The sequence below is a fragment of the Virgibacillus alimentarius genome (genome assembly GCF_017874635.1).
GTDB lineage: Bacteria > Bacillota > Bacilli > Bacillales > Amphibacillaceae > Virgibacillus_B > Virgibacillus_B alimentarius.
Window position 1 is genome coordinate 1 of sequence record NZ_JAGIKX010000013.1, and the last position, 14,863, is coordinate 14,863.

Below are 14,863 nucleotides of genomic sequence, written 5' to 3' on the forward strand. Positions count from 1 at the left end.
TATTTCTCTAAATCTTTGAAACTGTATTTCCAGTCAGTTTCTGCTGTTACTTCTTTAGAATCGATGACTTTTCCGTTTTGAACCAGCTCCACAGTAATCGAAGCTGGACGATCTTTGGCGTTGTCATCTTTCCATGTCTTGGTGACAGATACGTTTGTTTCGCCAGTACGGACGTTGGTGATGTCAGACCCCTCTATTGTTGTTTCATAACCTTCTACGGCTTGCTCTTGAACAGAGTACTCATATGCATTACCTGAAGCATCGGTTTTTGGTAAATCAGAAAAGCTATACTTCCAATTGTCTTCAGCAGTTACTTCCGTCGTTTTATATACTTTATCATCTTGAAGCAAGTCAACTTTAATCATTTCTGGGCGGTCTTTTGAATTGCCGTCCTTCCAGTGTTTTTCACCTTTAATTGCCGTTGTTTCAATTGCATTGTTTTTAGCAGTTACTTTAACTGGTTCAATTTCTTTTTCGCCAATCGTAAATGGAATAGGTTCGCCATCTAATAGATAACCTTCTGGTGCTTTTGTTTCTACAAACTGATATTCACCAGGTTCTAGGTCTTCTACATGAATGACACCTTTATCATCTGTTTTTAAGCCTTTTTTCATTGTTTTAAATTTACCATCTACTTTTTGTTGCAGTTCAAATGTTGCACCTTTTAACGTCTTATTTTCTTCAGCATCTACTTTTGTTAATTGTGCTTCATAAATGATTTGATGGTTTTTAATCGTTACTTCGGATACCTTGTCATCAACGTTAACTGTTTTTTGATCGTTAATTCCAACAACATATCCGTCTGGTGCTGCTTTCTCTTTTAGGATGTAGTCCCCATATTGTAAGTTCGTAAATACTACCTTTCCATCTTGATCAGTAGATTTTGCTGATATGAGGAACGTACCATTTTTTGTTTTATTGTATAGTTCGAATACAGCATCACTTAAAGGGTCATCCGTTTCTGCATCAACTTTCAAGATCTCTAAGTTGCCTGTTTTCCCGTCAATGCCACCTTCGATATTTGACACATCAATCTTCTTGTTTACAGAGTCATCTGTTTTCACTTCTTTTGTTTCGTCGCCTTCAAAGTTAGCTTGGTTCTTTATTTTTCCATCGCCACCGTTGGAAACGATGTAAGTATCATACTGTAAAACATATGCTTCGCTAATCTTCTTGTCCGTAAACTTAAGCGTAAACGAAACGATATCATTAAATTCATTTTTCTCAAATGTTAGTGTATAGTCTTCCCCTTCTTTTAGTGGACCAGATCCCTTATCAATCTCTACTTTATTTGGATCTGCAGAAACCTTTGTCGGATACAATTTAATTGTTTCTGTTAAAATCTTTTGATTCGAACTCGGGGTATCTGTCACGGATACATTTGAAACAGTTGATTGTGCAAAGTTTATATTTAAGTTCCAATGTGCAATTCTTCCGTTTTCCTTATCTTGTTGCACACTTTTATCGGTATAGCTTCCACCATTCGTAGGTTGTACAGAAGCTTTAAGGTTATAGCTTCCGTTGTTATCACTTTTTACTGTAGCCATATTTTCATAATTCTTATATACTAATGTGTCATTTAAGTCAGTAGTAAAAGTAATATAGTATGGTGTGTTAATATCGCCAAGTTCAACTCGGAAGCCTTTTTCCCCTTTTTCATTTTCTGCTTCATGAATGGCATATTCATCTTTTGTTAGTTCTTTCCCTATCTCAATTCCATTATTTCCTGATTTTAGGTTCATATGGAATACTCGGACAGAATCAATATTAAAATTCTGATTTCCTTGGATAAAGTCTTCCACCACAGCATTGTCAAGTTTTTTCTTATTATAATTTACTCCAATGCTCCATGTGATTTCCTTCGTAGTTGGATTATAAGAGCCGTTTTTGAAACCATTATCTTTTGTATAGTTGCCAGGATTGAAAACTGCTGAGCCTTGCTTTTCTTTAGAATCCCCATCTTCTGTCGTCCATTTCATATTGACATGGTTCTTAAACTGATTCTTTTTGTGATTTGGTTCAGCTTTGTCGAAGTCAATATCTGTTGTATATTCAATGACTAGTTTCTTATCAATAGCTTTATTGAAATGAACCTTTAATTCATGTGTACGTTCGTCAAAATTCCAATTAAAATCTGTATCATTTGTTAAGTCTTGTCCACCATGTGTGATTTTAATGTCTCTTGGTGTAAACCCAACTGGCAGCTTATCTACTAAGGAAACATTTTGCATCAAGTATTCATCTTGGTTGATGGTAACTCTCCATTTCGTAAACTTATCCTTGTAGTTTGAACCAAAGTTTTTTTTCACTAAGATTTGTTGATTGACATTCTGTTTCCCATTCTTTTCATGGCCATTCTCATCTTTTATCGTGTTTTCAATAGTATCCCCAGCTTCAACACGATCTTTTGCTTTTGTTTGATAGATGATTTTATAGGCCTTATCGATATCATCATCGAATTTTAATTGGAAACCATCTGTTGTTTTTTCAACTTTATAATCTTCAATCTGATCCCCTTGTTTTTCTTTTCCTGTCTTTGGATCAATATTCACCTCATAGACTTCAAAACTTTCATCAACTAGTTTCTGATTATTCCCTAGTATATCCGTTAGAATCGCTTTATCTTTTGTAATACTTTTCTCATTATAGTTGTATTTTACTTCCCAAGTAATGAGTTGGTCTTCCCCAACATAACCGATCGATTTTTTCTCTAAGGCCGAACCGCGACGTACATTCACCTCAGCACTAGCTTCTACTGGATCAGTGTTATCACCATCAAGGGTTGCCGTGTTCGTATATTTTTTCCCTTCATCATCTGTGATTTTTGTTTTATATACCACACGATAAGCAGAATCGATGTTACCTAATTGCAATGGAAAATCTTCACCAAAGTCATGATCGGCGAATTTCTCTGTTCTACTTTCGTCAATTGTTCCATCAGCATTCATGTATATTTTGTATACTTCTAAAGAACCATCAACAAACGCTTGTGAACCACTTGTTTGATCTTTGAGAACGGCATGGTCTATTTGTTCTAGACTCTTATTGAAATCTACCGTCCATGTAATCTCTTTCGTGTTATAAGCTTGATTTGGCACACCTTTTTTGTCAATTTCTTTTCCTTTTGGTTTGAATTTAATTGGAAAATCAATCGACTGGTCATCTTCTACCGGGAATGAAATGGTTTCCCCATCAGCTGGACCTTTATAATGCGCGTCGAGTTTCGTATCTAGCTTAATATAACCACGAATGTCTGAGTTTCTTTCGATTTCTTCGTTAAATGTAATAACAACTTTTCCATCTTTGATTACATATTCACCAAATTTTACTCCGCTTCCATTAACTAAGTCATGTGGTCCTTGCGGCAATCCTTTTAAATTAAAGTACGCTGGCACATCGATTGCGTATGTTGAACCTGCACCATACTCATGATCATTCGGTAATGCAAAATCATATTGAATAGAAACCTTGAATTTATCATAAGGACTATCAACAACAATTTCTTCTCCTGGTTGTAGATCCTTTTCTGTTCCATCTTCTAATTGTTGTTTCATGTTTACATCTGTAATAATGTTCTTCGTAATTTCTGTTGCTTCACTTGCTTTATTTTGTTTAGTTTCTGCTTTTTTATCTTGTTTCTTTTTGTTTTCTTGGTTTTTTTCTTCAGATGCTTTTTTGTCGTTTTCATCTATTTTATTGTTGTTCTCAACTTCATTGTTCTCTTTTTCCTTCGAAACTTCCTCATCTTTTGATTTATTATTTTCTTTTTCTGGTTTAAATTGAACTGGAAAATCAATAGATTGGTCATCTTTTACAGGGAACGAAATGGTTTCCCCATCAGCTGGACCTTCATAATGTGCGTCAAACTTTGTATCTAGGTTAATAGAACCACGAATGTCTGCGTTGCTTTCAATTTCTTCGTTAAATGTAATAACAACTTTTCCATTTTTGATTACATATTCACCAAATTTTTCTTCCTTTTCATGAACTAAATCATGTGGTCCTTGTGGCAATCCTTTTAAATCAAAGTACGCTGGCACATCGATTGCATATGTTGAACCTGCACCATATTCATGATCTTTCGGTAATTCAAGATTGTATTGAATAGAAACCTTGAATGCATCATAAGGACTGTCAACAACAATTTCTTCTCCTGGTTGTAGATCCTTTTCTGTTCCATCTTCTAATTGTTGTTTCAGGCTGACATCCGTAATAATATTCTTCGTGATTTCTGTTGCTTCATTCTTTTCTTCCGATACTTCTTTGTCCTTTTCATCTACTTCATTGTTGTTCTCGACTTCACTGTTCTCTTTTTCTTTAGAAACTTCCTCATCTTTTGTTTGATTATTCACATACACCGCATTAACAGTAATTTCCCCATTTGCTTCGGGATACGATTCTACTGCATCTGTCATTTCGGCTAATACTTCACCTTGAGGGGAAACTTCGTATTCACCCACTGTGATTTCTTCTTGAAGAAGTTTTCCTTCTTGTTGGTCAGAAATTTGAACTGAATCCGGTAAAGAAATCAGATACGTATCTCCAGGCTTTACATTTTTATTTTTTGTGTCCCAGTTAATGTTTACCTGAACATTTGACCCATCTTCAGTATCTTCTGTTACCTGATCCCCTTCCATATCTACCACTGAAAGATGATTAAAAATCGTTTCCTCCATGTCATTTTCTGTATGACTTTCCGCAAATGCTTGTTGTGGTAGAAATAAACTACTAGCAATTGTTTGGAAAAGTAATACAACTGCAAATAACATGCTCATTCTTTTAGTCAACTTATTTTATCCCCCTTCATTTGTCTTATTTTTTCTAGTTGTAATTTCTCTTCTGAATGCAATCAATGAAATATATAGTAATACAAGCCATATCCTATACGAAGCGTTACCGAAATAAAAGGAACACTTTTACCATTGTCAATAGCAAAAAGTGGTATTTTTTCAAATACCTTGTATGATGAAAAGAGAGGTGATTTGTAATGATTTCAAGAAGGCAGGCTAAAATTATCGAAGTTTTAGAAGAAAGTACGAATTGGATCACTTATAGTTACCTTGCTAACAAGATTGGAGCTTCTGCTAAAACGATTCAAAATGAAATGAAGTCATTAAGAAAGATGTTACCAAGTGACTGGGAAATAGTCCGTAAACGGGGAAAAGGGATTAAGCTACAAAAACCGAGTGATATGAAGCTTGATATACTATTCCAAATTGAAAAAGATGCGGACATCATCCACACAATCATCGACAAAATAATGAAAAAAAATGCATATACGATTGAATCTTTAAGTGAAGAGCTATTTTATACGCGTCAACTACTTAAAGAGGTTGAAATCGTTCTTGATAAACATCAATTAGAATTAAAACATAATCCTTTACGAATACATGGAACCGAATTAATGAAACGGATACTATTATTTAACCTTATTAACGATGTTCGCGGAGAAGCTCCTTTGTTTTATACCCATTATTACAAACATATGGATTGTATCTTAAATATCAAAAATCGATTAAAAGATATGGGCATTAAAATCTATCCGCAATCGCTTATCCATGCATTAGCGTTTATGAAAATAAGTATTGAACGCTATAAAGAGGGACATGTCATTGAAACTCCTATAAACAAAAACCATATTAAACAACAAACAATATATAAAAAAATCACACCTCTGTTTGCCTTAATAGAAAAAGAGTTCCATATCAAATGTCGTGAAGAAGAAAGAATCAACCTTTTTTTTGCATTTATATATAGTGATTTTTATTTTTTGGAAGTGGTTGAAACTCCTGAGAAAGTGCTGAAAGCAATCAGGCATACTCCTGAGAACTACTCACTTTTAATAGGATTCATTCAGTTATTAGAAAACAACCTAAATGTTCGTCTTCTAGTGAATGACAATGTTGTTTTAGCTATGTATAATCTCACAAAGAGAATGCAACTGCGTAATTTAAACCATTTGTACCAAAAGATACAGGGTAGATCATACAGTCTCAAAATTAAAAATCAATTTCAAAGCTTATATAGTAAGCTAGAAAAAATCTGCGATGATTGGGCTACAATTAACAGTTTACCTCCATTCACGATGGATGCAATTAGTACACTTACGTTAATTATACAGCGATATCAAATAGAAAATGACCAATATAAGGAAAATATTGCGTACGTCTATTCAGAAACTATTGAATTAAAGAGTTTAGCTGAATTGGTATTGAAAGAACATTTTAATGAACATTTTACATCCATCCCATTACATAAGTGGGAATATAACCTCCACGAAACATTTGATCTTGTGCTCTCAGATATACCATTGAATAAGTCGAATGATAAATTTATCGTCATTGAAAAAATTCCCACTAAACAAAATATAGCAGTCATTAGAAAGAAATTAGAACAATCCAAAAGGGTAGTAAATTTCACGTAATAGATAGGCAAAAAATAGCCCATCAAAAAAGCGTGGCGCTATGTATATCCTACCGCCACGCTTTTTTGATGGGCTTTCTATGAAACAAATTCCCTTATTTTCACCTTATCCCCGTGATGGATTTTTCCTGCTTGAATCACTTCGGCATAGACGCCGAAATTGCCGTTATTATTTTTTACAATCGATTTGAGGACGTTCGGATCTTTTGGCAAATCGCCTTGTGCAAGTGTGGTCATGACGCACCGCTTCGTTGGCTGTAAAATTTTCAGTTGAACGTTTTCGCCAATCTGAAGCACTTTATCGACCCAGCTATTTTCGATGAAACCATCTTCATCTGGAACGTCAAGGATCATATTCGGCCTAAAACGTGCTGCTTCGATGTCACTGTCCGGCAGTATTTTTCGAAGGTAGTTGATCGTGGAGATTGTGATGATATGCACCATGGCAATGTCAAAAAATGTTCCCGGTGGGGACGTACGTGTAAAAATGGTGCCTGGATCCTCTAGCCCTTCGACATTTTCCGGGATGTATCCTTCAAACTGAACGTCTAAGCCGGATGGACTGGCAAGTTTTACCTCGCGCTTCAAACTTTCCGTCAGTGTGGTGTGTATTTTTTCATCGGTACTGCTTACTGTCGCGCCGCCTGGCAGTGTAATACGAATAGGCGGAATCGGCGCATCCAGCTCGGGTGCTTTAAGATAATTGGCATGAAAAGAAAACATCTCCGGCCACTTGATTGGATTCTTGGCATTGGCCAGTTTGCCGGTGGACATGTCGATAACCCCATACGCCCGGTCACCGAGCAAGCCTTTTTTCGTAATGTCGATGGCCGTGAGTTCCTCCCCCATCATCGATTTAACAGGATACCTTCGAATAGACGCAACGCTTCCCATACAATGCATCACCTTCCTCTTTTTGGATATGTACCGCTTAATATAACACAATTTTCTGAAGATGATAAGCAATGCGCAAGATGAGGGTGTGGAACTTGGTGGAAGCAGGATTGGAGAGAGCTTCTTCAGGGAGGAGAGTTGTGGCGCGCGTAAGGTGCGGGCTTCATGCGGGGAAGCGGACTGGATGTGCGCGGTAGTAGATGCAGGCTTACGCGCGTTGATGGTTTGATTGCTCGACTTTCTTGGGTTACCGCGCAAGTCTATGGCTCTATCGCTCGACTATCTTACGCTCTGGCGCGAGTTGATCTTGATATGGCGCGCGTTCATGGCCATGTTGCGTGCCTAGGACATGCTTTGACGCGAGTGACCTAGCATGGCCCATTTCACTGAATATTAAATCAATATCACAGTCAAAATGCCAGAAGCTTGTATAAACTAATAGTGTAATAAGGCTTTCATGGGTGGTGGCTCAACCCTAACCAGAAATGGGGTGATGTCTCATGACAGTATTTGAATCGATGATGCTTATGGTCACTTTCGGCGCGCTAGTTGTCACAATACTGTCAACCAAAAACAAATAACCATCCTTTGCCTTGCTAACATCTAGGGTGATGATTATTTTAGTCCTATATGGGAGCTGCCCCTTTTGTGGGTCAATTACACCTCGGCTGAATGGTGCCCTGCGCCCCGTTCAGCCTTATTTTATTAGGTGTGGAAATACTTGACGTTTTCGCGCTTATTTGGTTTTTTTAAACCGATCCCCTGTATTCATGTAAATAACGATAAATAGTGTAATACCGATAAACAAGACAAAACTAACAGCGAATAGCGACTTGATTCCAAGTGCTTCACTAAGCGCCATTAGCGCCATACTAAATGCCAAAGCAAACATCATTTTCCCCATAAATTTGCACATCAAAGCCGTATCATATTTTTCCTTTTCTTCTTCCGGCATCGTGTTAAAGCCTGCAATCAAGAAGGCACCTTTCCCATTTAATAGGATGATGCCTAGAATGATAAAAGCTCCAATAATGATAATGGATATAAGCATGTTGACCCCCCTAAAAAGACATGGTGCTATCGTTCAGTCGTGCTCCTCCTACTACATTCATGGTACACCAGCTATATGGACTGATGCATATCCTCCTTTAGTTTATGTTGTTTTTTTAAAAAAAGTTCAATTTAGGGTGGCTTGACAGCAGGTGGGAGTATGGGAGTTGCACGAGTCGGGCTGTGTGTGCGGGGCGCGAGTTTGGCGGGATTTCGCTCGAGTTCGTGGCTTTGTTGCTCGTGTTAGGCGGGGTCTCGCTCGAGTTTGGGAGGCTTTCGCTCGACTTTTTAGCATTATCGCTCGTGTTCGGACAGCTTTCGCTCGACCTTTAGGCATTATCGCTCGTGTTCGGACAGCTCTCGCTCGACCTTTAGGCATTATTGCTCGTGTTCGGACAGCTCTCGCTCGACCTTTAGGCATTATCGCTCGTGTTCAGACGGCTCTTGCTCGACTTTTAGGCATTATTGCTCGAGTTCAGGGCTTTGTTGCGCGAGTCTGGCTGAGAACCCAAACCGGTTTTAATGATTTCCTTTTTGCAGGATTTTTAGCAGTCGATCGCAAAATATATTAATAACTGAGGTGAAATCATGCAGCTACATCTATTACGTATAAGCATTTTACTGATGGTACTTATCTATATTTTCATCGTTCCAGCAGAACCAATGTTTGTGAAATTAGTTTTTAAAATCATTCCAATGGTACTAATTATTTATTATGCATGTCGGCAAGTACCGCAACACCGGGAGATGACCCATTCTCTTCTTTTAATTGGACTAGGATTTTCGATGGTTGGGGATGGGACATTACATTGGTTCATCGTTGGATTATCCGCCTTTTTAATTGGTCATTTATGTTATATTGGTGCTTTTTGGAAACAGTTTCAATTTTCTTGGCAACGTGCAACGTCACTTATCCCACTCCTTATTTTTAGTGCAATGATTGGTAGTCAATTCGTGGATGGCCTCAAACAGAGTGGTAACCAGGAATTAATTATTCCAGTTATTTTTTACATACTTGCGATTATGATGATGTGCTGGCTTGCGATGATGACACGTAACATTTGGGCAATGATTGGTAGTATTTTATTTGTCATTTCCGATTCCATCCTAGCTTGGAATAAATTTGTTGCGCAAGTCGCGTATGAAGATGTACTCGTTATGATGACGTATTATGCCGCACAATTTTTCATCGCCCATAGCCTCATGACCATTGCACAAAAAAAGGAGCGAACAACATGACCTGAATTGTTTACCAGTAGCGCCTCAAGGGGCTGGTAGTTTGAGAGAATGAATCATTTCTATTAAAAAGGAATTGTTTCCATCGTATCGTATAAACGAAGGTTTTCTGCGGGAGCAGAAAACCAGCCTTCTTCAAGTTCCATTTACTACCTTTCGAGTTCTCCTGTGTATCGCGCGACCCTCCCCTTGTATCGCGCGACTTAATCATGTTATTACTCGACTTTCCTGCTTTATTGCGCGACCCGGACTGTTTGTCGCTCGACTTCCTCCATGATTTCCTCAATTTTTTCAAAAATAAACACTTTGTCCAGCTCAAGTTTTACCTTTTTCATAGTATGGAATGGCAGTACCATTTTTGATGAAAAGGAGGATGTTGATTAATGAAGCTTTATTTAGATCCAGGGCATGGTGGGTCTGATAATGGTGCGAGTGGTAATGGATTAAAGGAAAAGGCGATTAACCTGGATATTGCCCTCAAGATCCGTTCGATTTTAAACAACGACTATGAAAATGTGAACGTGCGCATGAGTCGCACAGACGATAGCACTGTCAGTCTAGATGAGCGGACGAATGAGGCGAATAGCTGGGGTGCTGATTATTTCCTGAGTATCCACTGTAATTCTTTCAACGGATCAGCGAAAGGGTATGAGGATTATATTCACAGCAGTTTATCTGATTCTTCTAAAACGGCCAACTATCAGGATACGATGCATGAAGCAATCACAAAGGTAAATGCGTTAAGTAATCGCGGCAAGAAAAAGGCAAATTTCCATGTGCTTCGTGAGACGACAATGCCGGCCCTGTTAACGGAAAATGGGTTCATCGATAACGAGCATGATGCAAACTTAATGGAGCAAGCATCATGGCGCAGGAAGGTCGCGCAAGGGCATGTCAATGGATTGGAAAAGGCATTTGGCTTAAAGCGAAAACAGGATGGTGAAACACTGTATAAAGTGATCGCTGGTTCCTTTCAGTCACGAAAAAATGCGAATAAACGGGTAGCTCTACTCGATTCAAAAGGGATCGACTCCTTTGTATCTCCTACTACTATATCCGGGAAGCAATGGTATCGTGTGCAAGCTGGAGCTTTTTCTAAACGGTCCAATGCAGAAAGGCAATTAAATAAGGTTAAAAATGCTGGCATTGCGGATGTTTATATTTTAACAGAGAATCCCGATGACGTAGGTGAGGATTCTTCAAGCTACGCAATTTTAGGCAAGACCTTTCTTTCTCCGGAACACATGAATCAATTCGTTCAAGACATTAACGAGGATGCACTTGCATTAGGAAAATATTATTCCACATTTGGGGCGTATTACGGCATTCGAGGAGATATCGCCTTTGCTCAAGCAATGCATGAAACAGACTACCTCCGTTTTACTGGGATCGTGCAGCCGGATCAAAATAATTTTGCCGGAATCGGTGCAACTGGTCCGGATAATCCGGGGGCAAGTTTTGATACGCCAAGGGAAGGTGTTCTTGCGCACCTGCAGCACTTGTTTGCCTATGCATCGGAGGATTCCTTGCCAGATGAATATCCGCTTGTAGATCCCCGTTTTGATCTTGTAACACGAGGTTCGGCGAAAAACTGGACAGATTTAAACGGAAAATGGGCTGTTCCTGGGGATCAATACGGACAAAGCATATTAAATTTATATGAAAAAATGATTGATGCTAGTATCGAAAACCTGGAAAAAGTCCTTAACGCTATCAAGCAATAAGCTGGTTTGAAGCCTCTTTTTCTATTTTCTAAACAACCTGTCTACCCTCTTTTCTGACTATTTACGTAAGCTATTGTAAATCAATGAAAGGAGGATAACACATTGTTAAACTTTTCCATGATTGAGTTAATACGACGAAAGGGGCGAAAAATCGACAAAGAATTAAGACGACAAATTATCGACTTTTATAAACCATTTCGCTCCGTTCCGTGCTTTTTACACCAACCACTTGAAAATATCCGTAAAAGAATGAAGCGGCTTCCGATCATCATCGAGTTTGAGGATGGCTACTATGTGAATGGCTTAAATGATGTAAAAAAAGCGAAATGTCGGCATTTACGCGAATTTCCCTCTATTTCATGTTGCTCTGCTAATCTATCCGTAAAAAATATGGAAAAATTAATGGATACCTGTAGCCACATCAAAAAAATCCACTACGACAGAAAAGTTACCACCTTACTTGATACTGCCACACCCTCCATGAACTCCGATCAATTACAAGAAAATGGATTAACTGGGGAAGATGTAACCATCGCGGTCATTGATACGGGGATCCACCCACATGCGGATTTGGAAGGCCGAATCAAAGCATTTAAAGATTTGGTAGGCGATCAAGATCAGTCATATGACGATAATGGACATGGTACCCACTGTGCTGGTGATGCGGCGGGAAACGGCGCTGCATCAGACGGAAAATATAAAGGACCGGCACCTGACGCTAACGTAGTTGGTGTGAAGGTGTTAAATAAAATGGGTTCTGGTTCCCTGTCTACCGTCATTGATGGGATTGAATGGTGTATCCAAAATCAAGCCGAACACGCTATCAATGTTCTTTCCCTATCCCTAGGTTCCGAAGCAACACAACCAGCAGAAGATGATCCGGTCGTAAAGGCAGTAGATGCCGCGTGGGATGAAGGGATGGTTGTTTGCGTAGCCGCTGGTAACTCAGGCCCTGAGGAACAGTCGATTGGAAGCCCTGGCACCAGTCCGAAAGTTATTACCGTTGGTGCAGCGGATGATCACAATAACACAGATCGTTCCGATGAAACGGTAGCTGATTTCTCCAGTCGTGGTCCAACGATTGATGGTCTGCCAAAACCAGACCTTTTAACACCTGGGGTAGACATTGTTTCCCTACGATCACCTAATTCGTTTCTCGATAAGACGAATAAAGCTGCGCGTGTCGATTCCAATTATGTTTCATTATCCGGAACCTCCATGGCCACACCAATTTGCGCGGGAGTCGTTGCACAGTTGCTCCAAAATAATCCTGATCTCACCCCCGACCAAGTAAAAGAACAACTGATGGACGCAAGCGAAGATTTGGGACAACCATCCAATGCCCAAGGAAGCGGCTATCTAAATGCTGCCAATTTAATCGACAGCTAGGTAGCTTTTGGATGCAGGATTTACTGGAGGTATGATCCTTTCCACACCATGAAACTTTAAGCATGACAAAGATGCTCGTGAATGAAAAAATAAGACTTTTTACCGTTTATGTTTTGCAAGTGGAATGACACGTCGTGTGTTACTGCTGCGTTCCCCTTTCTCGTTCAAGCAGTTTCTTCTTCCGTGTTATTGCTCACCCCTGCACGGTTCCTACACGGGGCACGGCGTTCTCTTTCAGGAAGGAAATTCCCCGAACAGTCGGACAAAAAGAGAGACTTTTCGGGGAATTTTTTTATAGAAATTAGGTTTACAGGTCTTGTTTAGCTTTTTTAATTGGATTGCGGCTAAGACACAAAACGCCTTTATTTTACAATTACATTACAAATCTGGCAATTTATGAAAAATAGGTTAATAGTATGATATTATTGCTTTAATTACCATATTATATTTTTTTACTAAATGGGATAAAAGCATAGAAAAAGGGGGATTTTTTTTGGCTAACAAAAAAATGATTATGTCCGTCACTGCCACGGCAGCGATCGCAGGAGGATTAGTCGGCGCAGATAAGGCAGAAGCAGCATCATATAAAGTGAAAAGCGGAGATTCTCTGTGGAAAATCGCTCAGCAATACAACACAAGCGTTTCCCATTTAAAAAAAATCAATAACTTGTCAGGGAGTCTTATTTTCCCGAATCAAGTGATAAAAACAAGTAAAGGATCCTCCTCAAACGGATCTTCATCAAATTCAAGCTCTAGCTCCAGTTCAAGTTCAGGCGGAAATAGCAGCTCCGGTACATATACCGTCAAACGCGGTGACACGCTAAGCGGCATCGCTTATAAACATAATATTTCCTTATCTAAATTAATGAAGTGGAATAACTTAAACACGACATTGATTTATCCTGGAAATAAGCTTAAAGTAAATAAATCCGGTACAAGCTCCTCCGGATCAAGCGCAAGCTCCGGTTCTAACTCAAGTTCCAGTGGTAATTCCGGGTCAACAGGCTCATCGAAAGTATATACCGTCAAATCCGGTGATACATTAAGCAAGATCGCCTCACGTTACGGTGTAACCGTCTCGAAACTAAAAAGCTGGAATAACCTAAATTCACATATGATCTACGTCGGAGATAAATTGAGCATCAACGGAAAATCAAGCAGCGGTAGTAGTAATAATAATAATAATGGAAGTAACAGCAGTAGCGGAAGCAGCAATCAAGGAAGCGGAACGTCGTCAAATGCTGATTACAACGTAAATAGCCTGATCAGCAAAGCGAAAAGCCTGCAAAACACACCTTACGTATGGGGCGGTACCTCACCAAGCGGATTTGATTGCAGTGGTTTTATCTATTATACCTATAATCAATCAGGAAAAGGTATGCCACGCCTATCAACAAGCGGATACTTCAACCGCTCTCATTATGTCAATAACCCAAAGCCTGGCGACCTCGTATTCTTTAAAAATACGTACAAAGCAGGCATCTCCCATATGGGAATCTATCTTGGCGGCGGCGACTTTATCCAAGCAGGAAGCTCCGGCGTAAAAATCGCCAACATCAACAACCCATACTGGAGCAAGCACTTTGACAGCTATAAACGATTCTATTAATCTAAATAATCCCTTGTTCGCATGATGCGACTGAGGGATTTTTTTATGTTGAAGGGGGAAGGTTTCCTGCGTGGCAGAAAACCACCTGTCTTCCGGGGAGTGCTGATTACTTGGTGAGGATGTCTTGATGTGTGTTGGAGCTCGCTCGACTCCTTTCTAAGCAAGTGTTCCTTACTTGGTAAAGCTGTCGTGCCTTGTGTTGCTGTCTGCTGTTGCGCGACTTTCTTGCTTTATTGCGCGAGTAGCTCCTCTTGTTGCGCGACTCGCACGTGTTATCGCTCGACCTGCCTCCCTTATTGCGCGAGAATACCTTCCTATCGCTCGACTTCCTCCTGAAAAGCCGCACCTTCCATTCCACCCAAATCTACCATCAAGAAAAATCACCTCCATCAACCCCATTTTCTGCCTTAAGCAGAAAATCTCCCTCCCCTCATCAAAAGGAAGGTTTTCTGCATACGCAGAAAACCAACCCTCTCCCGAAGCAAGTGCTCTTTACTTGGTGAAGCTGTCGTGCCTTGTGTTGCTGTCTGCTGTCGCG

The 14,863-nt window shown here is 39.5% G+C and carries 10 protein-coding genes; 7 read left to right on the forward strand and 3 right to left on the reverse strand.

Annotation, left to right across the window (positions count from 1 at the left end; translation table 11 throughout):
* On the reverse strand, positions 1-4,787 hold a 4,787-nt coding region (locus J2Z81_RS08325), incomplete at its 3' end, for a collagen binding domain-containing protein (protein ID WP_226371121.1).
* A 200-nt stretch (positions 4,788-4,987) separates the two neighbouring features.
* Here J2Z81_RS08325 and J2Z81_RS08330 point away from each other — a divergent pair.
* Entirely contained in the window at positions 4,988-6,424 is a 1,437-nt protein-coding gene (locus J2Z81_RS08330; RefSeq protein WP_226371122.1) for an HTH domain-containing protein, read from the forward strand.
* Between the two features lie 77 nt (positions 6,425-6,501).
* On the opposite strand, the gene J2Z81_RS08335 is transcribed toward J2Z81_RS08330, so the two are convergent.
* Positions 6,502-7,317, reverse strand: a complete 816-nt coding sequence (locus tag J2Z81_RS08335) for an MOSC domain-containing protein (RefSeq protein WP_226371123.1) — start codon at positions 7,315-7,317, stop codon at positions 6,502-6,504.
* A gap of 500 nt (positions 7,318-7,817) precedes the next feature.
* Here J2Z81_RS08335 and J2Z81_RS16205 point away from each other — a divergent pair, with 500 nt between their 5' ends.
* Positions 7,818-7,898, forward strand: coding sequence for a putative holin-like toxin (locus tag J2Z81_RS16205; RefSeq protein ID WP_226374415.1), 81 nt, complete (start codon positions 7,818-7,820; stop codon positions 7,896-7,898).
* A 155-nt stretch (positions 7,899-8,053) separates the two neighbouring features.
* On the opposite strand, the gene J2Z81_RS08340 is transcribed toward J2Z81_RS16205, so the two are convergent.
* Positions 8,054-8,368 carry a DUF3784 domain-containing protein gene (locus J2Z81_RS08340; protein WP_226371124.1) on the reverse strand — a complete coding sequence of 105 codons (315 nt, stop codon included), beginning with the start codon at positions 8,366-8,368 and terminating at the stop codon, positions 8,054-8,056.
* Between the two features lie 166 nt (positions 8,369-8,534).
* On the opposite strand from J2Z81_RS08340, the gene J2Z81_RS08345 reads away from it, so the two are divergent.
* The 5 genes from J2Z81_RS08345 to J2Z81_RS08365 all read left to right on the forward strand — a co-directional run bounded on the left by J2Z81_RS08345 (position 8,535) and on the right by J2Z81_RS08365 (position 14,325).
* A complete protein-coding gene (locus tag J2Z81_RS08345) occupies positions 8,535-8,939 on the forward strand; it encodes a hypothetical protein (protein ID WP_226371125.1) in 405 nt (134 codons plus the stop codon).
* 16 nt (positions 8,940-8,955) lie between these two features.
* Positions 8,956-9,606, forward strand: coding sequence for a lysoplasmalogenase (locus tag J2Z81_RS08350; RefSeq protein WP_226371126.1), 651 nt, complete (start codon positions 8,956-8,958; stop codon positions 9,604-9,606).
* Positions 9,607-9,986: 380 nt separating this feature from the next.
* Positions 9,987-11,327, forward strand: coding sequence for an N-acetylmuramoyl-L-alanine amidase (locus J2Z81_RS08355; RefSeq protein ID WP_226371127.1), 1,341 nt, complete (start codon positions 9,987-9,989; stop codon positions 11,325-11,327).
* A 102-nt stretch (positions 11,328-11,429) separates the two neighbouring features.
* Positions 11,430-12,716 (forward strand): S8 family peptidase, encoded by a 1,287-nt coding sequence (locus J2Z81_RS08360; RefSeq protein ID WP_226371128.1) that lies wholly within the window; start codon positions 11,430-11,432, stop codon positions 12,714-12,716.
* Between the two features lie 493 nt (positions 12,717-13,209).
* On the forward strand, positions 13,210-14,325 hold the full coding sequence (locus J2Z81_RS08365; protein ID WP_319023831.1) for a C40 family peptidase: 1,116 nt from the start codon (positions 13,210-13,212) through the stop codon (positions 14,323-14,325).
* Positions 14,326-14,863: the final 538 nt, after the last annotated feature.

Excerpts from the sequence above, each read along its gene's own strand:
- J2Z81_RS08330 (WP_226371122.1), top strand. The coding sequence starts at position 4,988 with ATGATTTCAAGAAGGCAGGCTAAAATTATCGAAGTTTTAGAAGAAAGT.
- J2Z81_RS08335 (WP_226371123.1), bottom strand. The coding sequence starts at position 7,317 with ATGGGAAGCGTTGCGTCTATTCGAAGGTATCCTGTTAAATCGATGATG.
- J2Z81_RS16205 (WP_226374415.1), top strand. The coding sequence starts at position 7,818 with ATGACAGTATTTGAATCGATGATGCTTATGGTCACTTTCGGCGCGCTA.
- J2Z81_RS08340 (WP_226371124.1), bottom strand. The coding sequence starts at position 8,368 with ATGCTTATATCCATTATCATTATTGGAGCTTTTATCATTCTAGGCATC.
- J2Z81_RS08350 (WP_226371126.1), top strand. The coding sequence starts at position 8,956 with ATGCAGCTACATCTATTACGTATAAGCATTTTACTGATGGTACTTATC.
- J2Z81_RS08355 (WP_226371127.1), top strand. The coding sequence starts at position 9,987 with ATGAAGCTTTATTTAGATCCAGGGCATGGTGGGTCTGATAATGGTGCG.